A 22,369-nucleotide genomic window follows, 5' to 3' on the forward strand; every position below is an offset into this window, starting at 1 on the left:
ATCCGCATCAGTAACCAGAAAATGAGGACCCTCGCCTCTCCGATTCTCACGCAGACCATCCCGGCGATGGCCGACAGTTGCGACGGGATACGTGTCGCGGCATCCGGTTTCGGCCGGAGTCGTGACCTCGGTCCGATCGCCGGGCAGCTACGTGTCGGTGCCGGGTGCGGATTCGGCGGTGGGCGGGGCCGGGTGGTCGTGGACCACGTGCTCCCACCAGGAATCGAGCGGGCTGGGTTCGGGCCACACGATCGTGTCGTCGGCGACCGGCGACGCGCTCTCGCCCGGTTGGCTCGTTGCGGTTCCGGTGGTGTCGTTCGAACAGTCGGTCTCAGACATGATCGTGCGCATCCTGTCGCGTCAGCTCGCGTGCGCGTGGCGGCGTGGGGGAAGTTGGGTGATCAGCTGGTCCCATTCGTCGAATCGGATGGCGTCGGACCGGCGGCGACGGGGTGCGGGTCCGGCGGCGAGGTCGACCAAACTCCGGGCGGCGCCGAGGACGGTCAGATGATGACGGCGGGATACGTCGAGGAGTTCGTCGAACGCCTGGGCGTCGCTGCAGCCGCGGGCGGCGATCAGGATTCCCTTCGCGGTGGCGAGGAGTTCGCGACCGTCGGGCCGCCGGCGGGGAATCAGGCGCGTCGGGCCGGGAACCGGGGTGAGGGGTGATTCGGTGGTGTCCTCGATCATGGGGGGTCCTTCGCTCTCGTGCATCGGCCGGGATCCCGCCGGTGTGCCGACAAATCCCCGCAGGACAAGGCGATGTGAGTCACGTCACTGTCGATGCCTGATCAGTTCTAGCACACGCCACCCGCCGTCCATCTACACAAACGTCCAGATGGAGGTGGGCATCTGCGCAGGTGGCGCGGGCGACCGCGGTGCTGTACAACGGAAACGGCGAGACCGGTTTGTGATCTGAACCACATCTAAACGTTACTTTGAGAGCCGATTACATCGACTTGACCATCAGTTCCAGGGGCGAACGGATCGCAAGGCGGATCCGGTTTCGGGAACGGTAAAGGACACGCATGCTGTTACCGATGGCACCGACCGATTCACTGTTTCTGCTCGGCGAATCCCGCGAGCATCCGATGCACGTCGGCGGCCTGGCGGTCTTCACCCCACCAGAGGGCACTTCGGCGGCCGATCTGCGCGCGATGTTCGACACGGCCTTGGCCGGCGACCAGGTGGCGGCGCCGTTCCGGAAGCGGGCCCGCCGTTCGGTCACCTCGCTCGGCCAGTGGGGCTGGGACACCCTCCCGCACGACGAGGTGGATCTCGAGCACCACGTGCGCCGCGACGCGCTTCCCCGGCCGGGCGGCATGGCCGAACTGATGACGTTGGTGTCGAGGCTGCACGGCACCCTGCTCGACCGCAGTCGCCCGCTGTGGGAGATGCACCTGATCGAAGGACTCGCCGACGGCCGCTACGCCGTCTACACCAAGATCCACCACGCGCTCGCCGACGGTTCGTCGGCGATGCGACTGCTCCGCGACAGCATGAGCGAAGACCCGCACCGCCGGAACATGCCCGCTCCCTGGCAACCGCGCACGCCACTCGCCGCCGTCCCGGCACCGACCGCGAGCGGCGACGTCGACACCGCGGTATTCGGCTCGGCACTGCCCTCGATGGCGTGGGACGCCGCCCGGGCCGCCGCCGGCGAGGTCGCCGGACTCCTGCCCGCAGCGGTCGGCACCGTGGACCGGGCCCGCCGCGGCAAGGGCGGCGCGGTCTCGCTGACCGCACCGCACACCCTGTTCAACGGGCCGATCAGCGGAGCCCGGCACGTCGCCGCCCGGTCCTTCCCCCTCGAACGAATCCGTCTGCTGGCCAAGCACGCCGACGCCACCATCAACGACATCGTGCTGACGATGTGCGCCGGCACCCTCCGGGCCTACCTGCACACCCGCGACGCGTTGCCGGACAACCCCCTGATCGCGATGGTCCCCGTCTCCCTCCGCGCGCCGACTACCGGGGCCGGAGGCAATCGGGTGGGCGTGCTCATGTGCAACCTGGCCACCCGCCTCCCCGACCCCGCGCACCGCCTCGAAACCGTGCGCAACTGCATGAACGAGGGCAAAGCGGCCCTCCAGGCGATGAGTCCCGCCCAGGTCCTCGCGATGAGCGCACTCGGCGCCGCCCCGCTCGGAGTCGAGATGTTCCTCGGCCGCCGCGGCCCGCTGCGGCCACCGTTCAACGTCGTCATCTCCAACGTCGCCGGCCCCCGAACCCCGTTGCACTGGAACGGGGCCCGACTCGAATCGCTCTACCCGCTCTCCATCCCCACCACCGGGCAGGCACTCAACATCACCTGCACCAGCAGCGACGACCAGATCGTCTTCGGCCTCACCGGCTGCCGCCGCACCGTCCCGGACCTGCACCCCATGCTCGATCACCTCGACGCCGAACTCGACCTCCTCGAAACCGCCGTCGGACTCTGACCCCGACGCCTCACCCGCGCAGGATCGCCCCCCATCGAGACGAAAGGCAGGAATCTCCCGATGAACACCCAGACCACACCAGCCACCGCGATCAACGCCGGCGTGCGCGGTCCCGCGCACGCCGCCGCGATCAGTACCGAGGAAATCAAGGCCCGGATCGAGCCATGTTCGCCGACGACCGCCCCGATCAGCAGCGTGAGGCCCGCTGACACCGCCGCCTAGGTTCTTGCGGGTGGTGCCCGACCTGGTTCTCGCGACGACGTGGGCGTCGCGAGCGGTGTGATGGGAATCGTCGAGACGTCGATCAGCGAGGCACCGGCCCCAGTGTGCGGGACCCACCCCCATACTCGATGTCTTCGTCGACGCTCCCGCCCGTTGGATTCGCCTTACACCGTGGCGCATCGTTCCTGCTGGTCACATGCTTGTTGCACAGACCGTGGGCATGGCGCCCGCACACTGCGCACGAGTGGCGTCTGCCGGCAGCGGCCCAGGAACGGGCCGGCTCGGCGGGCTATGGCATCCGGGCCCCTTTCCGTGCCCTGCCCTCGAACGCAAATCTACGGTAGACTTCTATATAGAAGTGGGTCGAGGGTGCCTGCCCGGGCACCGAGGAGGGGACATGGCGCACAAGACCGCAGCCTCGAGCTACGAGTCCGATCCGCAACAGCGCAGCGGCGTGAGCGACCACGAGTTCATCGCCCGGATGCGAGCCGAGCTGTACAATAGGCCGAGCATGCGGCTGGTCGCCGACAGGGTCACCCACATCATGCTGGCCGGACGGATCGACCGGGACGACCCGATCCTCGAGCTGATCGAATCGGACGACATCCTCGACGAGAAGACGGTGCTCAGTGACGCCGTCGAACGCATCCTGTCGTTCCCGCATCTGTCCGCCAAGGAGGTCGCCGACCACTACGACAAGAACTGGGCCAATCCCAGCGATGCGCTGCGCAAGCTCAGTGCCAAGGGCGAGGTCATCGGGCTCAAGCGGGCCGGCAAGTTCCGGTATCCGGAGTTTCAGTTCTCCCTGCCGGGTGAGGCGAATCAGGTGGTGCGGGAAGGCAACGTGGTTCTCGGTGCCCGGGATGATCCGTGGGGGGTCGCGTCGTGGTGGCTCTCGCCCAACCCGTCGATCGAAGACCGCAAGTCTCCGGTCCAACTGCTGGGCGAGGGATCGTTCGACGCCGTGCGCGCGTTGCTGCGAGTCGAGATCGCCGACGACATTGCCTAACCGCCCACCACCGGTATCGGTGACCGCGCACGTCGGGTCGCTCACCGCGGGAACCAAGCTCTGGCGTATCCATTCCGGCGACCCGAGCCGGGGTGTCCTGACCCTGAATCCGACCCCGGCGGGAGCGGGAGGCGGACGGTTCGACTCCTCCGACGGGTCGTACCACTACAGCTATTTCGGGGAGGACATCTCCACCTGCATCGCGGAGACCTACTGCCGGTCGCTGCCACTGGATGATCACGTTCCGAGGATCCTGCGGAAGGCCAAGCTGGCCGGTCGAGTCCTGTCCCAGGTCACCGTCACCGACGATGTCCCGGTCGCGCTGGTGCACGGCTCACATTTGGCGGCGATCGGTCAGGACACCTGGCTGACGAAATGCGATCCCGTCGACTACCGGACCACCCGGGACTGGGCGGCATCGATCCTGCACGGGACCGACGGGGTGCTCGGGATCAAATACCGGGCACGCAACGACGAGGACAGATTCTCTGTCGTGATGACGATCAAGCCTAATGCCGGTGCGGGGCTGCATGATCTGATGGCGGTATCCCGGGGGCCGATCGTGCTCGATGACCGGGCCGGGGTGGAGCTGGTCAGATCCCATCTCGCACAATACAACGCAACCGTCATCTAAGCGACTACGTCGATCTCCCACTGTCTTCACCGGTGCTGGGTGTGGGAGATAGACCCGTGAAAAGCCAACCGTCAGTGCAGTATTGTTCCCTGCCTATCAACGAGACCATGACAGACCACACAGCAAAGGACATCCGTGGGACGCTCGAAGAAGGCAACGCAGGCCACACAGGCCTCGAAGAAGAGGCGGAACAAGGCCAAACGTCAGACCCGCGGCACAAACCCGATCGCGAACGTGAGGTTGCCCGATTCCAGGGCAATGGTCCTCAGCAGCCCATTCGACGCGACCGCAGGTAACGCGCTCATCGAACTGGCACCGGAGCTGACCGTCGAGGAATACCACAAACTCCGGGACACCGGCGACAACCCGAAGCCCGATGAGTACGACCTTGTCGATCCCACCCTCACGCGCGTGCTCACGCGTCGCCGCGAGTGGGAAAGCTACGAAGACGGGACGTGGGATCACGTTCCGAACCGGGAACACCTCGCGACAGCCTGGGGTGAGTTCGCCCAGCCATTACACATCGCGGTCGGCTTTACCTCTGCCGATGGACCCCGGTGGGAGGTCCACCATCCCCCCCGGACGAGGATTTTCGCGCCCCTGCCGAGACCTACACCAGCCGAGACGCCCTCCTCGCCGAACTCGACCGACTCGAACACCTGGGCCACCAGCCGATAGATACCCGACCAATTCCCTGAACCAGCCGGCAGCACTGTCAGATTCAGAAGGCGACTGCACTGCACCGGCATCGCTAGCTGACGTTTTCGACCACGTGCAGTCGGCTCCTGATGATGCCGGGTCAGGAGTGGGGTGCACGGTCTGCAGCGAGCGATTGCGGCGGATCGAGCAGAGCCTTAGGGAATCGTGTGTTCCGCCGCCGAGGGTCATCTCGGTCGGCTTCCCCTAGCGTTGTCTTAAAGATGTTTCGGTAATTGAGTGAGAACTCGTCATAAGGAAAGTCCGGTGTGGTCGAGGAAGCTGTGACACAGGTCGTAGCTCGAGCCGATCCGAGTCAACCCGGACTCGGTCGCGATGCGGACCTCGTCGAGGGTATCGGGGCACAGGTTGGCCAGTTCGGTGGATTTCATGTCGCCCCAGACCTGTTCGATGGGATTGAGCTCAGGAGCATAAGCCGGCAGGCGTTCGACGTGGAGCCAGTCGCGTTGGGTGGCCAGCCACGCGGTCATCGCCTTGGATCGGTGGGCCATGAGCCCGTCCCAGATCACGATGACCTTCTCCCCGGCGAAATGGGCGCGTAGTTCGGTGAGGAACTCGATGAGCTTGTCGGTGTTGTAGGCGCCGTCGGTCATGGAGAACACGAACGCGCTGCGACTGCGGTCGTGTCGATAGGCCAGGACTCCGGCCATAGACATGCGTTTCCACGAGAATCGTTGACGCAGAACCGGTGTCACGCCTTTCGGCGCCCAGGTTGCTCGGACTACCGGGAGCAGCGACACACCACTTTCGTCCTGGAAGCAGATCCATGCACCTTGGCGCCGCGCTATTTTTTTATCCGCGGCCACTCGTTCTCGCGCCAGGCGACGATGGCGTCCTCGTCGCGTTCGACTGCCCGCCGTGCGGGACGTTGCCGGCTCCAGCCCAGCCGGGTCCGCAGGATCGTCCAGGTCTGGGTGGGTCCGTAGGTCACGCCGGTGAGCCGCTCGATCACGATCGCGACCCGGCCCAGGGTCCACACTCCGGTCGCGAAGCCGTGAGCTTGGGGTCCTTTGAGTAATTCCTCTCGGATCGCCTCGATCTGGGCGTCATCGAGCCGGGGTCGGCGTCCCGCGCGACCGGCACCTTCCAACGCCTCGTTGCCTCCTTCGATCCACTGTCGATGCCAGCGTGAGGCGGTCTGCTGGGAGACCTCCAACTCGACCGCGACATCGACCTGTCGTCGTCCTGCGGCAAACATCTCCGCCGCCCGCATCCGCCGGTCACGCAACGCGTCGAGATCACGGCGACCGCCGCGCTGCCTGACTTTCCGGGCATCCGGACTCTCGCCCGAACCGGTTTCCTTCCCTGCCATTCATCAATGATCAAGCAGCACGGTGCGAATCACGCGCAGCGACACACCCTATTACCGAAACATCTTTAAGACCGTCGTGGATTCGTGAGGAGGGTTGAGTAACTGAGAAGCTCGAGTTGTTCGGGGCACAGCAACCCAGTTCTGGGCCTTCGACCTTACCGTGCCTGGAGTGTCACCTGTTCAAGTTCTGCAAGCGAACTTGACCACGCGCTACAACCTGATTTTGCTCGTTGGAAATGACAACTTGCCACAGCTGTTGAGATTGCCCACGGTGGAGCGGAGTAGCCTCGCCGAAGTGTGTTCCCTCGGTCGACGCACGGAGGAAGTCGGTGTTGTTGTTCACGCCGACAACACGGCCGTTCGGCCCGAACCATACAGAAGCTCCGATACTCGCCAGTGATTCCACGGCCGTGCAATACGCACCACCATGCACGATGCCGTGCGCCTGGTAAATTTCGGGGCCCAATTTCCAGTTCGCGCAGACTCTGTCCCCGGACACCTCTGTGAACTGAAGGCCAAGGCCGCCAGCAAAACCCGCTTCTGTCACACTCTCGATCTCGTCAAGGGACATCTCGTGGAAAGTCTTTTTGGTACTGGCGTTAGTGGTTCCCATCAATCCTCCTACTGTCCTTGCATGGCCGCTGTCGGGTGATACCTATTGGGCGCTTCACCCACTCGATGGTCAGCCGCTATATTTCGGACATTCATTTGCCGTCAATGTTTGATGGTGGCAGACCTACGACGTGTCCTCAGCTCACCAGCTGTAGAAGCCCTGGCCTGTCTTGCGGCCGAGATGGCCTGCGGCGATCTTCTCCCGCAGAATGGCGGGTGGTTCAAATCGGGCACCGACTTCGCTGGCGAGGTGTTCGGCGATCGCTAGCCGCACGTCCAGGCCTACGACATCTGTGGTGCGTAGCGGGCCCATGGGGTGCTTGTATCCGAGTGTCATCGCGGTGTCGATGTCCTCTGCCGAGGCGACGCCGTCCTCAAGCATCCGCATCGCCTCGAGCGCGATCGCCACACCCAGGCGTGACGAGGCGAATCCAGGAGAGTCAGTGACGGTGATGGCGGTCTTGCCCAGTGCAGCAACCCATCCCTGGGCGTCGGTCACCAAATCTGCGGCGGTCTTCGCACCCACTACGATCTCCACCAACTCGCTGGCGGGTACCGGGTTGAAAAAATGCAGTCCAAGGAACCGCTCGGGTCGAACCAACCCCGTCGCCAGCTGATCGACCGACAAGGAACTGGTGTTGGTCGCTAGCAACGCGTCTGAGGCGAACTCCTCGATCCGGGTCAGCACCCTGGTCTTGAGTTCGACGACCTCCGGCACCGCTTCTACCACCAACCCGCATCTAGCCAGTGCCGCCGGGTCCGGCGCGACCGTCAGCCGGCTTCGCACCCGATCGACCGATTCCGCGAGTGTGCCCCGCTCGGCCGCTTTCGATAGGTTGGCCTCAATTCGTTCTTCGGCAGCTGAGACTGCCGTGTCGTCGGACTCGATCACCGTCACCGAGGCGCCGGCCGACAGGAATGCATGCGCGATACCCGCTCCCATTCGGCCTCCGCCGTACACACCGACATTCGTTGGCAAACTCATTAGTTCTCCGATCCGGACGATACGTTTTCGAGGACAACAGCCAATGCCTGGCCGACGCCGATACAGATGGCCGCCACTCCCCACCTCTGCCGGTCCCGGACTAGGCGGTGAGTCAGAGTGCCGAGGATTCGGGCACCGGAGGCACCCAGCGGGTGACCGATGGCGATCGCTCCACCCCAGGTATTGACGATCGCGGGGTCGATCTTCCATGCGTCGATGCAGGCCAGCGATTGCACTGCGAAGGCCTCGTTGAGTTCGACGGCCCCCACTTCATCCCAGGAAATTCCGGCCCGGGTCAAGGCCAGGTTGGCGGCCTCGACCGGCGCGAATCCGAAGTTCTGCGGATCGAGCGCGTATGCTCCCCGCCCGGCGATCCGGGCTAGCGGTGCCGACCCGATCCGATCGGACGCGTCGCCCGATCCCACCAATAGCGCGGATGCGCCGTCGTTAAGTGGGCTTGCGTTTCCCGCTGTGATCGTTCCGGCTTGCCGGAATGACGGCTTCAGTCCCGCCAGTTTCTCCGGGGTGGCGTCCGGCCGGATGCCCTCGTCCTGGCTCAGGTCGACGCCTGGAACAGCGACCACGAGATCGTCGTACCACCCCGCTTTCCAGGCAGTGTCGGCGAGAATGTGTGAACGGACTGCGAACTCGTCCTGCCGCTTCCGGGAAATCGCGAATTTGTCGGCTAGCTGCTCGTTGCATTCCCCCAACGACACCGTCCATTCGGCCGGCATCTTCGGGTTGACCAGGCGCCATCCGAGGGTGGTCGAGACGGCGGCGGTGTCACCGGCGGGGAAGGCGCGAGATGGCTTCGGCATCACCCATGGGGCCCGGGTCATCGACTCGACGCCGCCGACCAGCACAATGTCCGCGTCCCCTGATTCCACCGTGCGTGAGGCGATCATCGCTGCGTCCAGTGACGACCCGCATAGCCGGTTCACCGTGGTCGCCGGAACACTGGTCGGCAATCCGGCGAGCAACGCCGCCATTCGGCCGACGTTGCGGTTCTCTTCACCGGCACCGTTGGCGTTGCCCCAGACGATGTCGCCGATCTCCGACGGATCCAAAGTGGGCGTTTTCGACAGCAATCCCGACATGACCGCCGCTGCCAGATCGTCCGGACGGGCATCGGCCAGTGCTCCACCGAAACGCCCGAACGGAGTGCGGGCGGCGGCGAAGAGGTATGCGCCGGTCATTGAATTTCCTTTGCGACGGGTTGGTATCTCACGGCCCGCTGAAGTGCGGTGACGTGGATGTTCGAAATCGGATGGTCGAATTGGACGACGCCGCACCGCATTGTGGCTGTCACCGGAGGCTTCATTTCGCCGTCATGATTGTCCACCGAGATCGTATGGTTCGGATTCGAGAAATCCCGGTCCCGGATGCCGAGGTACGCGATCATCGAGCTATCGAGTTCGGCCAGTTGCGGAGACAGCGAGCTCCCCGAGCGTCCCCTGATAGGGGCGTCGAGCAACCTGGGCATCAGCCGAGCCCCGTGGTGACGACTACCTTGCCTTTGACTTTGCCGTCTTTGACGTATTGCAGAGCGTCGGCCACCTTGTCGAGTGGAAACGTAATGTCGACGGCGGCATTGATTCTTCCTTGGTCGAACAGCCCGAAGATCTCGGCGAGTGTCGACCGCATCAACTCGGGGTTGCGGTCGTGGTAGTCGCTGCTCTGAAGACCGACCACGCTGATGTTCTTCACCAGAATATGGCCGGGTTTGATGGGGCTTTGACTGCCGGAGGCGAACCCTACGATCACGATTCGGCCTTCCCATGCGGTCGCGCGGATGATCTGGGTCAGGAAGTCGCCGCCGAGCATGTCAAGTACGACGTCGACGCCCTTGCCGTCGGTGGCGGCGAGGAGGTCATCGCGCAGTGTCTCCGCAGAGGAGGTGAGCACGAGGTCGGCGCCCTGCCGCCGTGCGAGCTCACCCTTGATGCCGTCTTGGGCGAGAGCTACGACCCGCGCACCGCGTGCCTTCGCCAACTGCACTGCGGCCGAACCGACTCCGCCGCCCGCGCCGGTGACGAGGACCGTCTCGCCCGGTTGCACGTGGCCGCGGCGGAACAGGCCGAGATGCGCAGTAGACGCTACGAGCCCGAAGGCCGCCGCCTCCTCGTAGCTCATGCTGTCCGGGAGTTCGACTGCCAGCGCCTCGGGCACCACGACTTGCTCGGCGTAGCCGCCGAACTCGACCAGTGTCAGGACTCGCTGCCCGACGGTGATGCGGTCAACGCCCTCACCGACCGCGATGACGCGGCCCGCGGCCTCCTTTCCGGGGACGAACGGCCGCGGTGGGAGGTTTTGGTAGGTGCCTTCGACGACGAGGATGTCGGGGAAGTTGATGCTGACCGCACCGACCTCGATTACCACCTCGCCGGGGCCGGGAACCAGATCGGGGACATCCTCGATCACCAGGCTGGACGGAGGTCCGAACTCAGTGACTAGTGCCGCACGCATGGCGGGCTCCTTTCGGGGTGAGCGAGCAGTGGATGATACGAGGTGCGGTGGCGTTCATTGCGTGGACGCCGAGGCTGACTTGGGGCGGAACGGCTCCATCACCTAAGTCGGCATGAGCGCGAGCCATAGGCCCGGTGGCGTGGGCAGATTCCTCGAAGTTCCCGGCCCTGTGCCTGGGTCGAAGTCGAGCTGTGGGCTCGGTATTAATCAGCCTTTGCAGTGTGGATCGATACCGCGGGCGGGGCGGTTCAACGTGGTCCACCTCGGCTTCGGCGGCGGGGCTACCATCCGCTCACACGATCATCTCTCGGAGCTTGAACTTTTGGATCTTGCCACTGGGAGTCATTGGCAGCTCGGGAAGGGCGACGACCCGCTCCGGTAGGTAATGCTTGGAGAGACCCTGGGACAGTAGGTAATCCCCCAGAGTTGCCACGGTCGGCTCGGGACTGCCGGCCTTGACGACGAGGACGGCGCACACCCGCTCACCGAGCCTGTCGTCGGGCATGCCGACGACGGCGGCGTTCAGCACGTCGGGATGGTCGAAAATGATCGACTCGACGTCCGTGACCGGGATGTTCTCGCCACCGCGGATGATGATGTCCTTGGTTCGCCCCCGCAGGGACAGCCAGCCGTGCTCGTCGAGGCTGGCCCGATCGCCGGTCTTGAACCACAATCCTGGCGCGAAGGCATCTGCGGTCGCGTCCGGCCGATCGTAGTATCCGTAGATCACCGACGGACCACGGACGAGCAGATCACCGACCTCGCCCACCGCGACGTCCTCGCCGTTCTCATCGACGATCCGCGCCTCAGAGCCGGCGAACACCGAGCCGTCTGTGCTCTGGACCGTGTCAGGTTCCTTCGGCGTACACGAGACGATGATGCTGCATTCGGTCATTCCCCAGGCCGGGCAGATGTAGGCGCCGAGTGCCTCTTGTGCCTGCGCCGGCAGACCCCGCGGTACTGACGAGCCCGCGATGACAAGGCATTTCAATGGGCAGGACGGGTCCCCGGCCAGGTCGGTGCGAACCATGTCTTGCAGGAAGGCTGGTGCTCCGAAGAATGTGGTCACCCCTTCCTGTCGTATCACCTGCACACCCCACTTCGGGTCCCAGCGATCGACGTGCACGCCCGTCCCGCCCAGCACGACCGTGAAGAGGATGCCCCATACGAAGCCCGTGTGGTGGCCGACCGGGGATGCCACCAGTTGGACCATCGGATCCCCGTACGCGGTCGGACCCACGTGTGCCGCCTGCTGCCGGGCCGAGTAGATCAGAGTGTTGTGGCTGTGCATCGCACCCTTCGGCTCGCCGGTGGTGCCGGAGGTGAAGCCGAGGTAGCAGACCCGGCTGGGCTCCGGGTCCGGGAACCGGCGGGTGGGCACGGCGGCATGGCTGGACCACAGCGACTCGCCGTCCTGGAGGTCTGAATCGTCCTCGTCGATGACGATCACGTGCTCGAGGGTGGGAATCTGCGCGCGGAGCGTGCGGGAGAGTTCGAGGTGGTCGTTGCTGCGCCATCTGCGCGGGATGACCAGTACCTTGGCATTGCTCCGCCGCAGGATCGCCGCAGCCTGCTTCTGACCGTAGGCGACCGGGATACCTGCATAGATCGCGCCGATCTCGTTGATCCCGAATACCATCTCGGGGTATTCCACCCAGTTCGGCAGCATCAGCACGACCGCGTCGCCGACATCGACACCGAGCGAGGCGAAGACGCTGGCGGCGTGGTGCGCGTTCTGGTCGAACTCCCGGTAGGTGCGGGTGATCCGATCACCCTCGCTGCGCCGGCCGATCAGAGCGACCCGGTCTGGGTCGGTCTCGGCGATGTCAGTCAGCAGCGACCGGATCGACCGGTTCTCCCACCACCCCTCGGCCCGCCAGGCCGCGGCGGTCTCGTCGTCGATCGGTGTGGCCTGGCCGTCGAGGACGTCGGCCAGTGGCCGGTAGGTCGAGGTCATGACGCGTCCTTCCAGAGGGCGGTGGGCGCGGGCGGAAGGCTCACGAGAGCGCGGGCGGTGGCGACCGCGGCACCCTGGGTGTCGACCGCGGCGCGGAGTGACACCGCGTCGCGCAGTCGACGCTCGGCGCTGTATTCCGTGAGGTAGCCGTAGCCGCCGTGCGATTGCAGGGCGTCGGCGGCGACCTGGATCGCGCTGTCGCAGGCCTGCTGCGCGACGGCGAGCGCCTGCACCGGGTTCTCGGCGACCAGAGTGGCGCCCAGTGTGGTGATCGAGCGGGTGGCTTGACCGAGCAGGGACTGGCGCACCGTGGGAATTGCGGTGAGGGTGTCGCCGAACTGGTGGCGGCCGGCGGCGTAGTCCGCGGCCGCGTCGGCAGCGGCACCGGCGATACCGGCCGCCACCGCGGCCGCGCCGAGCCGCAGACGGTTTCTGGCGGCGGTGGCGTCGATTCCGGTCAGTTCGTCGATTGTGTCGCTGGTGGCGTCGACATCCGCGGTTCGGGTGAGTGCGCCGCCGAGCCCGGTGCGGCGCAGCGGGGTGAACGTGACCGCGGCGGGGGGAACCAACAGTGCTCTCTCGTTACCGTCGAGCACCAGCAGGTGTGGCTGCAGAGCAGCGGCGTCGACTCGGTCGATCGAGCCGGTGAGCGTGTTACCGGTGAATGCCAGCCGCACATGCGCCGAGACGGTGTCGACGACCGCGACGGACGCCTGCCCGGTATGGATCTGGGCGACGAGGTCGGTGAATCGGTTGTCGCCGGCGAGGACGTCGATGGCGGCGTGTGCCTGTGCGGCCGCCCAGCCGAGCGCGGGCCAGGCCCGGCCGAGCCGTTCGAGGGCGAGCGCGGTCAGTTCCCGCTCCGCGCCCCCTCCACCCGCGGATTCGGCTGTGCCGAGGGTCCAGACCCCGAGTTCGGCTAGTTCGGTTACCAGTGCGGCCACTGCATCCGGGTCGTCGTCGAGCACGTGGTCGTGCGCGGCGTAAAACGCGTCCAGCATGGCGCGCAGATCACTCTGATCGCTGGTGAGGGCGGGACCCCACCACCCCGATGACCAGCTCACGACCAGAAGCTCTCGGTCTTGGGCTGACGGCGCTCGCCGAACGCCGCACCGACTTCGTGCGCCTCCTTGGTCTGGAGGTAGAGGGTCAGCTGCTGGTCGTGGGCCATCCGTGCCTGGCCGGAGACACCGTTGTGGCGGGCGGAGAAGGCGCCCTTCATCCCGCCGATCGCCAGCGGGCTTCGGGTCGTGATCTCACGGGCCACCTCGGCGGCGCGAGCCTGGAGTTCGGAGGAAGCGACGACCTCGTTGACCAGGCCCATCTCGCGGGCCTGCTCGGCGGTGTATTTCTTGTTGAGGTACCACATCTCCTTGGCGCGCTTACGACCGATCGTGTCCTCGAGATACCAGCTGCCGTATCCGGCGTCGAAGCTACCCACCATCGGGCCGACCTGCCGGAAGATCGCGTTCTCCGATGCGATGGTGAGGTCGCAGACGGTGTGCAGCACGTTTCCGCCGCCGACCGCGAAGCCGTTGACGGCGGCGATGATCGGCTTCGCGATGGTGTCGATCGCCTGGTAGACGTCGATGATCGGCAGCACCTGGGACTGGTCGAGGGAGGTCATCGGATCGTGCTCGCCGCCGATGCAGAAGAACTTTTCACCGGTGCCGGTCAGCACCGCGGCACGCAGCTGCGGGTCGAGCCGGAACTTCTGCAGCGCATCGAAGAGCTCCATGCAGGTCTGGTACCGGAATTTGTTGCCCGCGTCGGGCCGATTGAGAGTGATGGTGAGGACCGGACCGTCGGTGCTGGTCAGAATGTCGTCGTATGCCATGTCAGTTGTTCTCCTCGGTGGGCTGTCCGGTACGGAATCCGTGTCCGTTCTTGTCGCCGAGCCGGCCGGCGGCGACCATCCGACGCAGCAGGGGTGGCGGCGCGTACCGCGAATCCGACGTGGCGGCGTATGCCGCTTCGGATGAGTGGAGATGGACGTCGAGCCCGATCGTGTCGAGCATCTTCAGGGGCCCGATCTTGTAACCGAGGCCGAGCTCGAGGGCGACGTCGATGTCCTCCGCGGTGGCCAATCCGTCGTCGTACTCTGCGATGACGTCGTTGAGGTAGGGCAGCAGAAGGGAAGTGACCAGGAACCCGGGCAGGTCCTTGACCACGACCGCTACTTTCTCGGCGAGCGTGTCGACAAGCGCGACGAGCCGCTCGATCAGGTCCCCGTCGGTCTGCAGAGCGGGCACCACCTCGACGGTGCGCTGTACCGGTGCTGGGTTGAAGAAGTGCAGCCCGGCCACACGCGCCGGGTTGGGCAGCGCTGCAGCGAGATCGGTGACCGAGAGCGTAGAGGTGCTGGTCAGGAGGGGAATTTGTTCCCCCACCACGGTGGCCACTTTGCGTAACAGGACCGTCTTCACCTCTGCGTTCTCGGTGACCGACTCGATCACGGCGTCGACACCGGCGAGGTCGCCCACGTGCGTGGTGGTGATGATGCGGGCCAGAACCGCAGTCTTGTCCTCGTCGGTGACGGTGCCGCGCGCGATGCCGCCGTCGAGGAACGCGGTGACAGAGGCACTGCCCGCCTCCAGACGCACCTGGTCTGTGTCGAGGACGATCACCTTGCGCCCGGAGGAGGCCAGCACGTGGGCGATGCCGGCGCCCATGGTGCCGAACCCGAGCAGACCGATCGTCGAAAAGTCGGTGGTGGACTCGCTCATGGTTACTCCTCAGGACCCGAAGAGTCGGGTGTCGTCGTAGTCGTAGAAACCGCGGCCGGTCTTGCGGCCCAGATCGCCCGCGGCGACCATCCGCTCGACCATCGGAGGCGGGAAGAACTTCGGGTCGCGCAATTGCTCGTAGAGGCGGGTGGCGACCTGCTGGTGAATGTCCATGCCGACGATGTCGAGGAGCCGGAATGGTCCCATCGGGTGGCCGAGTGATCCAAGCACGGCTGCGTCAATCGACTCTTTGGTTCCCCGCCCCGACTCGAGTGCATGTATGCAGGAGTTCTCCCACGGAATGAGGAAGCGGTTGACGATGAATCCGGGACGATCCTTGGTCACCACGCTCGTCTTGCCGAGCGAAGCAAGGAATTCGATGGTCGCCTTGTGGGCCCAGTCGGCGGTGTGCCGGCCGTCGGCGACCTCGACGAGCTTCATCAGCGGCGCCGGGTTGCAGTAGTGGGTGCCGACAACCCGCTCGGGCAGCCGGGAACCGGAGGCGATCCCGGTCACCGACAGCGTCGAGGTGTTCGTGTGGAACAGCGTTGACTCCGAGACGATCTCGTCGAGGCGGCGGAAGGTGTCCTTCTTCAATACGAGGTCCTCGAAGACGGCCTCGACGATCACGTCGCACGATGCGAGGTCGGTGAGGTCCGTGGTGCCGACGAGCGCGTTCTTGGCGGACCGGCCGGCCTCTGCGTCGAGCTTGCCGAGCTTGACGCTCTTGTCGAAGAAGCCGTGCACCGTGTCGATACCGCGTTGCAGATTGGTTTCGTTGATGTCGAACAGGATCGTCTGGTGGCCGGCACGGGCCATCACGGTCGCGATCCCGGAGCCCATCGTGCCCGCGCCGAGGACGGCGACGGTCTTGCTGTCGTTACTCACTGGTTGTCCTCCGGTCGGTTTCAGCGGACGCTCTGGCCGCCATCGATGACGATGACCTCGCCAGTCATGAAGTTCGAGTCGCCGCCGGCGAGCAGCAGCAACCACGGTTTGAGTTCGTCGGGTTCACCCAGCCGGCGCGCGGGGATGGCGCGCACCACGCTGGCCAAGGCGTCGGCGTCATCACGCATCTCGGCGTTGAGGGCTGTGGCGAAGTACCCGGGTGCGATGGCATTGACCTGGATGCCGTACCGCGCCCACTCGATCGCCATCGAGCGGGTGAAGGCGATGACCCCGGCCTTGGAGGCGGAGTACGCGGCGTGGTTGGCAACACCCTGCAAGGCGAAGTTGGAGGCGATGTTGACGACCTTGCCCGATTTCTGCGCAACCAGGTGTCGGCCGACAGCCCGGGTCGCGAGATAGGTGCCGCGCAGGTTGGTGGCGACGACCCGGTCCCATTCCTCGGCGGACTGCTCGACGAGCGGGGTGGACGCGACGATCCCGGAGTTGTTGACCAGCACGTCCACGCGGCCGAAGGTCTCGACGGTGGCCTCCACCATCCGCTCCACGGACGCCTCGTCGGTGATGTCGGTCGGACACGCCAACGCCTGGCCACCGGCCGCCTTCACCTCCTCGACGAAGCTGTCGAGTTCGGTTCCGGTGCGGGCGGCCACGGTGACCGCGGCACCCGCCTCGACCAACGCGTGCGCCATCGATCGGCCCAGCCCACGGCCGGCGCCGGTGACGATCGCGGCCTTGCCTTCCAGTGATGTCATGCCAGTTCCTTCATCGCGCGGGTGGTCTCGCGGCCGATGAGCAGCCGCTGAATTTCGTTGGTGCCGTCGTAGATCTGCGTGACCTTCGCGTCGCGCAGGCACCGCTCGACACCGATATCGGCGAGGTCGCCGTAGGGGCCGAGGATGCGGGCGGCCTCGATCGAGGCCGTAAAGCCCAGGTCGGTGCAGGACTGCTTCATCACACCGATCTGGCCGGGGGTGATGTGTGGATCGGTGTCGGCCTGACGGGCGACCGCCTGAAGCAGCAGCCTGCCTTGAAGGATTCGGCCGCGTAGGTCGGCGAGTGCGAAGGTGTGCTCGTCGGAGAGACGGTTGCCGTGCAACCGGGTGAGGGCGGACAGGGTCCGGGCGTAGGCGGCGCGGGCGAGCCCGACGCCTTGTGCGGCGGCGCTGATCCGGGACTTGACCACCGAACTCATCACCACCGACCAGCCGCGCCCCTCGGTTCCGAGGAGATTGGCCCGCGGGATCTCGACCTGGTCGAAGAAGAGTTCGGCGGTGCTCGAGCCGTGCATCCCCATCTTGTGGAACGGCTGGCCGCGGCCCACTCCGGCCCAGCCGCCCTCGACGACGAAGGCGGTGATTCCGTCGCGGCCGCGCGATCGATCCACGGTGGCGAAGCAGATGATCACCTCGGCGCGGTCCCCGGTGGTGATGAACGTCTTCTGCCCGGTGAGCGACCAACCGTCATCGGTCGGGGTGGCGGTCGTTGCCAGGCTCGACACATCCGACCCTGCATCCGGTTCGGTGATCCCGAGCGAACCGTAGCGTGACCCGTCGAGCAGACCGGGAATGTAGCGGCGCTGCAGCTCGTCGGTGCCGGCGAGCAGGATCGGGTATGCCGCGTGCATCTGCGTCATGAAGACAAGGCTCGTTGCCGCGCAGCCGGCGGTGATTTCCTCCATCGCCACGGCGTAGGCGACGTTGGTGTCGCCGGTGCCGCCGAGATGCTCGGGGAAAACCAGCCCGCACAGCCCGGCCGCGGCGAGCGCTTGGACGCTCTCGTGCGCGAACTTGTGGGTGGCGTCGAGGTGCGCCGCGCGTGGGGCGACCTCACGGGCCACGACGTCACGAGTCTGTGCACGCACCTCGCGTTCGCGCTCGGTGAGCGCTGCGTCCGCCGCAGGCTCGTCCAGCAGCTCGTGGAGCGCCAGGTACGCCTTCGGATTGGTATCAATTTCGAGTGGCTCGACACTCATCGGTGTGCCTCCGGATTCGCGAATTTCGCGGGCCGGCGCTCGAGAAACGCGCCGATACCCTCGGTGGATTCGTCTCCGGCCACGGCGAGCGCCGCCAGGCCGGTCTCGACGCCGAGCCCGGCATCGAGTGGTGCGTCACGACCAACCTCGAGCGCATGCAGGATGGCGCGGACCGCCAACGGTCCCTGTGCTGCGATCTTCTCGGCGAGGGTTGTCGCAGTGGCCAATAACTGATCGGGTGCGACCGGCGGGATAGGGGTCAGCCTGAGCGCGTAGGCGCGGTCCGCGTCGAGTCGGCTGCCGGTGAGCATCAGATGCGCGGCCACCCGCTGCCCCACCGCCCGAGGCAACCGCTGGGTGCCGCCGTAGCCGGGGATCAGTCCCAACCCGGATTCGGGTAGTCCCAGTGACGCTTTCGTCGAGAGCACGGGGAATGTCGAGGTGAGAATCAGCTCGAACCCGCCGCCGAGTGCGAGTCCGTTGACGGCAGTGATGATCGGGATCGGTGCCTGCTCCATGGTGCGGAAGATGTGCTGGCCCCCGGCCATGACTTCCCTGGCCCTGTCCGGTCCCATCCCGGCCAGTTCCTTCAGGTCCGCGCCCGCGCTGAATGCCTTCTCCCCGACTGCGGTCAGCACGAGGGCGCGCACTGCCGGGTCGGAGGCAGCCTCGGTGACGGCGTTCAGCAGGGCGGTGATCACTTCGGTGTTGAGAGCGTTGAAGGCTTCGGGCCGGTTGATCGTCACTGTCGTGACCGAGCCCGCACGCTCGACTTTGACCACGCTCATAAGACAGCCTCCTCGCGTGCGGCCGCCGTCGCCTCGGATACCGCGCCACTCACGAGCAGAGCGGCCACCTCGTCGTGGCTGTAGCCGAGTCCGAGGAGAATCTCCCGGGTGTCGGCGCCGAGGTCGGGGAACCGTTCGTTGCGCGGCGGTACCGACGCGAGCCGGAAGGGGCTGTGGACGGTGGTCAGCTCTCCTGCCGCGCCGGGTACGGGCATCAGCGCCCCCCTGGCCACGACCTGCGGGTCCTTCACGACTTCCGACAGTGTCTGGACCAGTGCAGCCGGCACGTCGACGTCACCGAGGATGCGCAGCCACTCGGTCGCGGTCCTGGTTGCCAGTCGTTTCGCGATGATCTCGGTGATCTGCGCTCTTTGCGCGCGGCGACCGGCGTTATCTGCGAGGGCTGGGTCCGCAGCGAGTTCGGGGAGGTCGACGGCCGCGCAGAAGCGTTGCCACATGGCATCGTTGCCGACCGCGATGACGATGCTCCGGTCTGCGGCTTCGAAGGGTTGGTAGACGGCGAGCACGGAGTCGGTCCCGCCGCTGGGTGCCGGCTCCGGTTCGCCGGCGTGGTACGCCGCGATACGCGGGGCCATGAGCGCCAGATCGGTATCGAGCAGGGAGACGTCGATGATCTCGCCCTCCCCGGTGCGGGCTTGCCGCACCGCGGCCGCGTTGATGGCGATTGCGGCGCACATGCCGGTGACTACGTCGGACAGGGCGGTCGATACGCGTTGAGGGCTGCCGCCCTTCTCACCGGTGACCGACATCAGCCCGGAGCGCGCCTGAGCCACCAGGTCGTATCCCGGCAGGTCGCTGTCCGGGCCAGTCAGTCCGAAGCCCGACATCGCACAGTAGATCAGCCGTGGGTTGCGCCGACGAAGGGACTCACCGTCGATTCCCAAGCGAACCAGCTTGGCCGGATTCATGTTCTGCAGGAACACGTCCGCGGTGTCGAGCAACCGTAGTAGTACCTGCTGCCCACAGGTCGAGCCCAGATCGAGGACCAGCGATTTCTTGTTCCGGTTGGCCGAGGCGAACCACGCCGATGTCCCATCGACGAATGGAGGACCCCAGCTCCGGGCATCGTCGCCGTGGCCCGGCCGCTCGACCTTGATCACCGTAGCGCCTAGGTCGGCTAGGTACATCGCTGCGGTGGGACCCGCGTAAGACGTGGTCATGTCGACCACTCGCAGGCCGTGCAGTGGCCCGTCGGTCTGGACGTGTGTGGTCATCGGCGTCCTTCGGAACTCGTTCGTACAGTGGTTAGTTGGACCGCCGCCCTCATCGGCAGGGGCGGCCATACGCCGTCACGCGACGCGATAGTCGCCGGGATCCGGATTATTGCGCCCGTGCCGGACCGTCACCGCCTCGCGCATGTCGGGAGCGCGTCGTCCGTGTTGGGGGCAACACGTTCTGGGTCAGCACAACCATAGATGACAATAAACACCGTGCGCAAGGTCAAACATTTAGCAAGGCGTTTCGGGGTTGGCTTCAAAAGTGTGGTCAAAGTTGCACCAGCGACCGCTTCCACGCGATCGCCATCCCCTCGCCGCAATCGGAGATCGCCATCCAGCAGCCGGAACGGACGATCGCGCAGAAACCGCGTGCTCCGATGCTTTACGGCCGCCCTCGCCACGCACAGAAAGACATCCATGAGAACCCCGCCGCGGCCGCGAAAATCGCCCAGCCATTCACGGGCGACATCGACCCGACAATCTACGCAACGGCGTTCCGGACGAGCATCCCGTCGTGGCCGTCCACCCCGGTAATCGACGACAACACAGCAAAGGCAGCGCTGGACGTCATGGGCAGCGCCCTCAGCGGGGACGTGCTCAATGACGCCATCGACACCAACATCGCACCACAGCGTCCGACTGCACCGCGGTGCAGCGGATCCCCGTCATCGGATCGCTGCCGTGTGCGGCCTTCGTCGCCAGATTGGGGACGTCCATCGATTCTGCGTGCCGGCGCAGTTGGCGGCCCGATCTGACCCTACGCAAGCGCGAATCCGACAAACCGAGCCTTGCGGACGCATCACCAAGTGGGCTCGCGGCTGGCGCTGGGCGGGATTCTGTCCGACACCAGCCGTATCGGTGCATTCCGCAACGGCCATGCTCGGTGTCGCGGCAACCGCAACATCAGGCCGTGGCCGCCGCCCCGAAAACAGCCCGACCTGGTCTACTGCGCACCGCGCGACGACCGTTGCACACGTTCATCGGTGGGTCCGCGGTGTTTCGACGAGCACATTCTGGTGCCGCTGCGAGATGGTGTCTGGTGCTGGAACTGCCCGATCACGCCGTTGCCCGGAAAACGCCACTCCACGGAATCCGATACGCATCAAAGTCTCCGAACTCGCCGGGCCGACTCCGAGATGCGATCGCACACCCTCACCCGACTGACTGCCCGGTACTGATGGCGCGAGAAATCGACGAGAGTAGTTCGGAGGGAATCGGATAGGGGGTGTAGAACCAATAGCGATCTGCGATAACCGAATAGCGTCTCACGATCTCGGCACCTGCGCGATCAGGTTCCGCGACAATGGCGAACGTTTCGAGCACTTCGTCGTCGATAAGGCTTGCCATCTTGGTCCACCGGTCGTCGTCTCCCGATCGCGACAACGTGTTGAGCTGCCTGCCGAGAGCCTCCCATCCGTGACGCTCGAGGACGGGCATGTAGGAAGGCGTACTTGCGTAAAACGCAATGCGCGCCCGGATCGCTTGCTTCGCGCAATCGAGTTCCTTCTCGTCCCGGCCGGTTGCGAGAAACCCACGACAGCTCACCTCGAATCCGTCACGCGCGCGAGCACGAGAAGACAGACCCCGTTCGACAGCGGGTAGAACGACCTCACGGAGATAGTCCGGAGTAGAAAACGCGTGCACGAGAACACCGTCCGCGCTCCGTGCGGCGGCCTCTACCATGCTCGCCCCGACACCGGCCATGATGATCGGCGGAAGCCCGTGACCATGCGGATCGGGCCGAAACATCGGTGTCATCAGCGTGTGCCGGTAGTAGGAACCCTCGAAGTGCAGTCGTTCCCCCGTTTCCCATGCCGTCAAGATCGCCCGCACTGCATCGATGAACTCCTCGAGCCGATTCATCGGATCAGACCATTGCATCGAGAAACGGCGTTCGATATGCGACTTCACCTGAGTTCCCAAGCCGAGAGCGAATCGTCCACGCGAGTACCTCTGCAGGTCGTGGGCAACGTTCGCAATGGTCATGGGGTTACGCGCGAACGCCACAGCGATAGCACATCCAAGCTGTACCCGTTGGGTCTGCTGGGCGGCAATCATCAGGGGGAGGAAGGGATCGTGGGCCGTTTCGGACGTCCAGATGCCCGCGTAGCCTTCCATCTCCAGTCGCCGCACGGTCTGAGCCATTGCCTCGACATCGTCAACATCCAAGCGGGCATCGACCTTCACAATCAGCCTCCTTGGTGGGACATCGCTATCGACGTTCTTCGGAACATGTTCGTACAGTGCTTGGTTGGAGTCGCGGCCCGCCGCCGGACTAGTCGACAGCGGCGGGCCACGAAGTCACACGCCGCCCGCCAGGCGAGAGTCGGCGAGATCTGGGATTTGCGCACGCGCTCGGCATCGCCAACGCGTTGCGCGGT

24 protein-coding genes are annotated in these 22,369 nt (G+C 65.5%); 5 read left to right on the forward strand and 19 right to left on the reverse strand.

The window, feature by feature from the left end:
• Positions 1 to 147: 147 nt before the first annotated feature.
• Entirely contained in the window at positions 148 to 339 is a 192-nt protein-coding gene (locus tag CJ177_RS42685) for a hypothetical protein (RefSeq protein WP_095870717.1), read from the reverse strand.
• 21 nt (positions 340 to 360) lie between these two features.
• Positions 361 to 690 (reverse strand): ANTAR domain-containing protein, encoded by a 330-nt coding sequence (locus CJ177_RS42690; RefSeq protein WP_095870648.1) that lies wholly within the window; start codon positions 688 to 690, stop codon positions 361 to 363.
• 338 nt (positions 691 to 1,028) lie between these two features.
• Here CJ177_RS42690 and CJ177_RS42695 point away from each other — a divergent pair, with 338 nt between their 5' ends.
• The 5 genes from CJ177_RS42695 to CJ177_RS42710 all read left to right on the forward strand — a co-directional run bounded on the left by CJ177_RS42695 (position 1,029) and on the right by CJ177_RS42710 (position 4,984).
• A complete protein-coding gene (locus CJ177_RS42695) occupies positions 1,029 to 2,441 on the forward strand; it encodes a wax ester/triacylglycerol synthase family O-acyltransferase (protein WP_095870649.1) in 1,413 nt (470 codons plus the stop codon).
• Between the two features lie 60 nt (positions 2,442 to 2,501).
• On the forward strand, positions 2,502 to 2,663 hold the full coding sequence (locus CJ177_RS47780) for a hypothetical protein (RefSeq protein ID WP_179443425.1): 162 nt from the start codon (positions 2,502 to 2,504) through the stop codon (positions 2,661 to 2,663).
• Between the two features lie 397 nt (positions 2,664 to 3,060).
• Positions 3,061 to 3,672 carry a hypothetical protein gene (locus CJ177_RS42700; protein ID WP_095870650.1) on the forward strand — a complete coding sequence of 204 codons (612 nt, stop codon included), beginning with the start codon at positions 3,061 to 3,063 and terminating at the stop codon, positions 3,670 to 3,672.
• Positions 3,673 to 3,691: 19 nt separating this feature from the next.
• Complete coding sequence (locus CJ177_RS42705) at positions 3,692 to 4,306, forward strand: RES family NAD+ phosphorylase (RefSeq protein WP_257014969.1); 615 nt, start codon at positions 3,692 to 3,694, stop codon at positions 4,304 to 4,306.
• Between the two features lie 135 nt (positions 4,307 to 4,441).
• Complete coding sequence (locus tag CJ177_RS42710) at positions 4,442 to 4,984, forward strand: hypothetical protein (protein WP_095870652.1); 543 nt, start codon at positions 4,442 to 4,444, stop codon at positions 4,982 to 4,984.
• Between the two features lie 269 nt (positions 4,985 to 5,253).
• Here the strand turns inward: CJ177_RS42710 and CJ177_RS42715 are convergent, their stop codons facing one another.
• The 17 genes from CJ177_RS42715 to CJ177_RS42795 form a co-directional block, all read right to left on the reverse strand.
• Positions 5,254 to 5,829 (reverse strand): IS630 family transposase, encoded by a 576-nt coding sequence (locus CJ177_RS42715; RefSeq protein WP_257014970.1) that lies wholly within the window; start codon positions 5,827 to 5,829, stop codon positions 5,254 to 5,256.
• Positions 5,808 to 6,335, reverse strand: a complete 528-nt coding sequence (locus tag CJ177_RS42720) for a winged helix-turn-helix domain-containing protein (protein ID WP_218835187.1) — start codon at positions 6,333 to 6,335, stop codon at positions 5,808 to 5,810. The genes CJ177_RS42715 and CJ177_RS42720 overlap by 22 nt, the downstream gene beginning before the upstream one ends.
• A 172-nt stretch (positions 6,336 to 6,507) precedes the next feature.
• Positions 6,508 to 6,948 carry a PaaI family thioesterase gene (locus tag CJ177_RS42725; RefSeq protein WP_306453429.1) on the reverse strand — a complete coding sequence of 147 codons (441 nt, stop codon included), beginning with the start codon at positions 6,946 to 6,948 and terminating at the stop codon, positions 6,508 to 6,510.
• Between the two features lie 141 nt (positions 6,949 to 7,089).
• Entirely contained in the window at positions 7,090 to 7,932 is an 843-nt protein-coding gene (locus CJ177_RS42730) for a 3-hydroxyacyl-CoA dehydrogenase family protein (protein WP_095870653.1), read from the reverse strand.
• Positions 7,932 to 9,128, reverse strand: coding sequence for a thiolase family protein (locus tag CJ177_RS42735; protein WP_095870654.1), 1,197 nt, complete (start codon positions 9,126 to 9,128; stop codon positions 7,932 to 7,934). Before CJ177_RS42735 ends, CJ177_RS42730 begins: the two co-directional genes overlap by 1 nt.
• A 286-nt stretch (positions 9,129 to 9,414) precedes the next feature.
• Positions 9,415 to 10,398 carry an NADPH:quinone oxidoreductase family protein gene (locus tag CJ177_RS42745; RefSeq protein WP_095870656.1) on the reverse strand — a complete coding sequence of 328 codons (984 nt, stop codon included), beginning with the start codon at positions 10,396 to 10,398 and terminating at the stop codon, positions 9,415 to 9,417.
• A 292-nt stretch (positions 10,399 to 10,690) separates the two neighbouring features.
• Complete coding sequence (locus CJ177_RS42750; RefSeq protein WP_095870657.1) at positions 10,691 to 12,355, reverse strand: AMP-binding protein; 1,665 nt, start codon at positions 12,353 to 12,355, stop codon at positions 10,691 to 10,693.
• Complete coding sequence (locus CJ177_RS42755) at positions 12,352 to 13,419, reverse strand: acyl-CoA dehydrogenase (RefSeq protein ID WP_095870658.1); 1,068 nt, start codon at positions 13,417 to 13,419, stop codon at positions 12,352 to 12,354. Before CJ177_RS42755 ends, CJ177_RS42750 begins: the two co-directional genes overlap by 4 nt.
• On the reverse strand, positions 13,416 to 14,192 hold the full coding sequence (locus CJ177_RS42760; protein ID WP_095870659.1) for an enoyl-CoA hydratase-related protein: 777 nt from the start codon (positions 14,190 to 14,192) through the stop codon (positions 13,416 to 13,418). The genes CJ177_RS42755 and CJ177_RS42760 overlap by 4 nt, the downstream gene beginning before the upstream one ends.
• Before the next feature lies 1 nt (position 14,193).
• On the reverse strand, positions 14,194 to 15,081 hold the full coding sequence (locus CJ177_RS42765; protein WP_095870660.1) for a 3-hydroxyacyl-CoA dehydrogenase family protein: 888 nt from the start codon (positions 15,079 to 15,081) through the stop codon (positions 14,194 to 14,196).
• A gap of 9 nt (positions 15,082 to 15,090) precedes the next feature.
• Positions 15,091 to 15,969: a 3-hydroxyacyl-CoA dehydrogenase family protein gene (locus CJ177_RS42770; protein ID WP_095870661.1), complete on the reverse strand. Its 879-nt coding sequence runs from the start codon at positions 15,967 to 15,969 to the stop codon at positions 15,091 to 15,093.
• 20 nt (positions 15,970 to 15,989) lie between these two features.
• Positions 15,990 to 16,742: an SDR family NAD(P)-dependent oxidoreductase gene (locus CJ177_RS42775; RefSeq protein WP_095870662.1), complete on the reverse strand. Its 753-nt coding sequence runs from the start codon at positions 16,740 to 16,742 to the stop codon at positions 15,990 to 15,992.
• Positions 16,739 to 17,962 (reverse strand): acyl-CoA dehydrogenase family protein, encoded by a 1,224-nt coding sequence (locus CJ177_RS42780; RefSeq protein ID WP_095870663.1) that lies wholly within the window; start codon positions 17,960 to 17,962, stop codon positions 16,739 to 16,741. Before CJ177_RS42780 ends, CJ177_RS42775 begins: the two co-directional genes overlap by 4 nt.
• Entirely contained in the window at positions 17,959 to 18,750 is a 792-nt protein-coding gene (locus CJ177_RS42785; RefSeq protein WP_095870664.1) for an enoyl-CoA hydratase/isomerase family protein, read from the reverse strand. The genes CJ177_RS42780 and CJ177_RS42785 overlap by 4 nt, the downstream gene beginning before the upstream one ends.
• A complete protein-coding gene (locus CJ177_RS42790) occupies positions 18,747 to 19,985 on the reverse strand; it encodes a CaiB/BaiF CoA-transferase family protein (RefSeq protein WP_095870665.1) in 1,239 nt (412 codons plus the stop codon). The genes CJ177_RS42785 and CJ177_RS42790 overlap by 4 nt, the downstream gene beginning before the upstream one ends.
• A 484-nt stretch (positions 19,986 to 20,469) precedes the next feature.
• Positions 20,470 to 20,598 (reverse strand): hypothetical protein, encoded by a 129-nt coding sequence (locus CJ177_RS48920; RefSeq protein ID WP_257014972.1) that lies wholly within the window; start codon positions 20,596 to 20,598, stop codon positions 20,470 to 20,472.
• Between the two features lie 542 nt (positions 20,599 to 21,140).
• Entirely contained in the window at positions 21,141 to 22,175 is a 1,035-nt protein-coding gene (locus tag CJ177_RS42795) for a TIGR03617 family F420-dependent LLM class oxidoreductase (protein WP_095870666.1), read from the reverse strand.
• Positions 22,176 to 22,369 lie beyond the last annotated feature (194 nt).

It is taken from the genome of Rhodococcus sp. ACPA1 (assembly GCF_002300195.1).
Lineage (GTDB): Bacteria > Actinomycetota > Actinomycetes > Mycobacteriales > Mycobacteriaceae > Rhodococcus_F > Rhodococcus_F opacus.

What these genes read in the sequence shown, in the direction of transcription:
- CJ177_RS42760 (WP_095870659.1), bottom strand. Translation starts at nt 14,192, where the DNA reads ATGGCATACGACGACATTCTGACCAGCACCGACGGTCCGGTCCTCACC.
- CJ177_RS42765 (WP_095870660.1), bottom strand. Translation starts at nt 15,081, where the DNA reads ATGAGCGAGTCCACCACCGACTTTTCGACGATCGGTCTGCTCGGGTTC.
- CJ177_RS42750 (WP_095870657.1), bottom strand. Translation starts at nt 12,355, where the DNA reads ATGACCTCGACCTACCGGCCACTGGCCGACGTCCTCGACGGCCAGGCC.
- CJ177_RS42775 (WP_095870662.1), bottom strand. Translation starts at nt 16,742, where the DNA reads ATGACATCACTGGAAGGCAAGGCCGCGATCGTCACCGGCGCCGGCCGT.
- CJ177_RS48920 (WP_257014972.1), bottom strand. Translation starts at nt 20,598, where the DNA reads ATGGCGTCATTGAGCACGTCCCCGCTGAGGGCGCTGCCCATGACGTCC.
- CJ177_RS42745 (WP_095870656.1), bottom strand. Translation starts at nt 10,398, where the DNA reads ATGCGTGCGGCACTAGTCACTGAGTTCGGACCTCCGTCCAGCCTGGTG.
- CJ177_RS42730 (WP_095870653.1), bottom strand. Translation starts at nt 7,932, where the DNA reads ATGAGTTTGCCAACGAATGTCGGTGTGTACGGCGGAGGCCGAATGGGA.
- CJ177_RS42695 (WP_095870649.1), top strand. Translation starts at nt 1,029, where the DNA reads ATGCTGTTACCGATGGCACCGACCGATTCACTGTTTCTGCTCGGCGAA.
- CJ177_RS42725 (WP_306453429.1), bottom strand. Translation starts at nt 6,948, where the DNA reads ATGGGAACCACTAACGCCAGTACCAAAAAGACTTTCCACGAGATGTCC.
- CJ177_RS42700 (WP_095870650.1), top strand. Translation starts at nt 3,061, where the DNA reads ATGGCGCACAAGACCGCAGCCTCGAGCTACGAGTCCGATCCGCAACAG.
- CJ177_RS42790 (WP_095870665.1), bottom strand. Translation starts at nt 19,985, where the DNA reads ATGACCACACACGTCCAGACCGACGGGCCACTGCACGGCCTGCGAGTG.
- CJ177_RS42685 (WP_095870717.1), bottom strand. Translation starts at nt 339, where the DNA reads ATGTCTGAGACCGACTGTTCGAACGACACCACCGGAACCGCAACGAGC.
- CJ177_RS42780 (WP_095870663.1), bottom strand. Translation starts at nt 17,962, where the DNA reads ATGAGTGTCGAGCCACTCGAAATTGATACCAATCCGAAGGCGTACCTG.
- CJ177_RS42785 (WP_095870664.1), bottom strand. Translation starts at nt 18,750, where the DNA reads ATGAGCGTGGTCAAAGTCGAGCGTGCGGGCTCGGTCACGACAGTGACG.
- CJ177_RS47780 (WP_179443425.1), top strand. Translation starts at nt 2,502, where the DNA reads ATGAACACCCAGACCACACCAGCCACCGCGATCAACGCCGGCGTGCGC.
- CJ177_RS42720 (WP_218835187.1), bottom strand. Translation starts at nt 6,335, where the DNA reads ATGGCAGGGAAGGAAACCGGTTCGGGCGAGAGTCCGGATGCCCGGAAA.
- CJ177_RS42735 (WP_095870654.1), bottom strand. Translation starts at nt 9,128, where the DNA reads ATGACCGGCGCATACCTCTTCGCCGCCGCCCGCACTCCGTTCGGGCGT.
- CJ177_RS42690 (WP_095870648.1), bottom strand. Translation starts at nt 690, where the DNA reads ATGATCGAGGACACCACCGAATCACCCCTCACCCCGGTTCCCGGCCCG.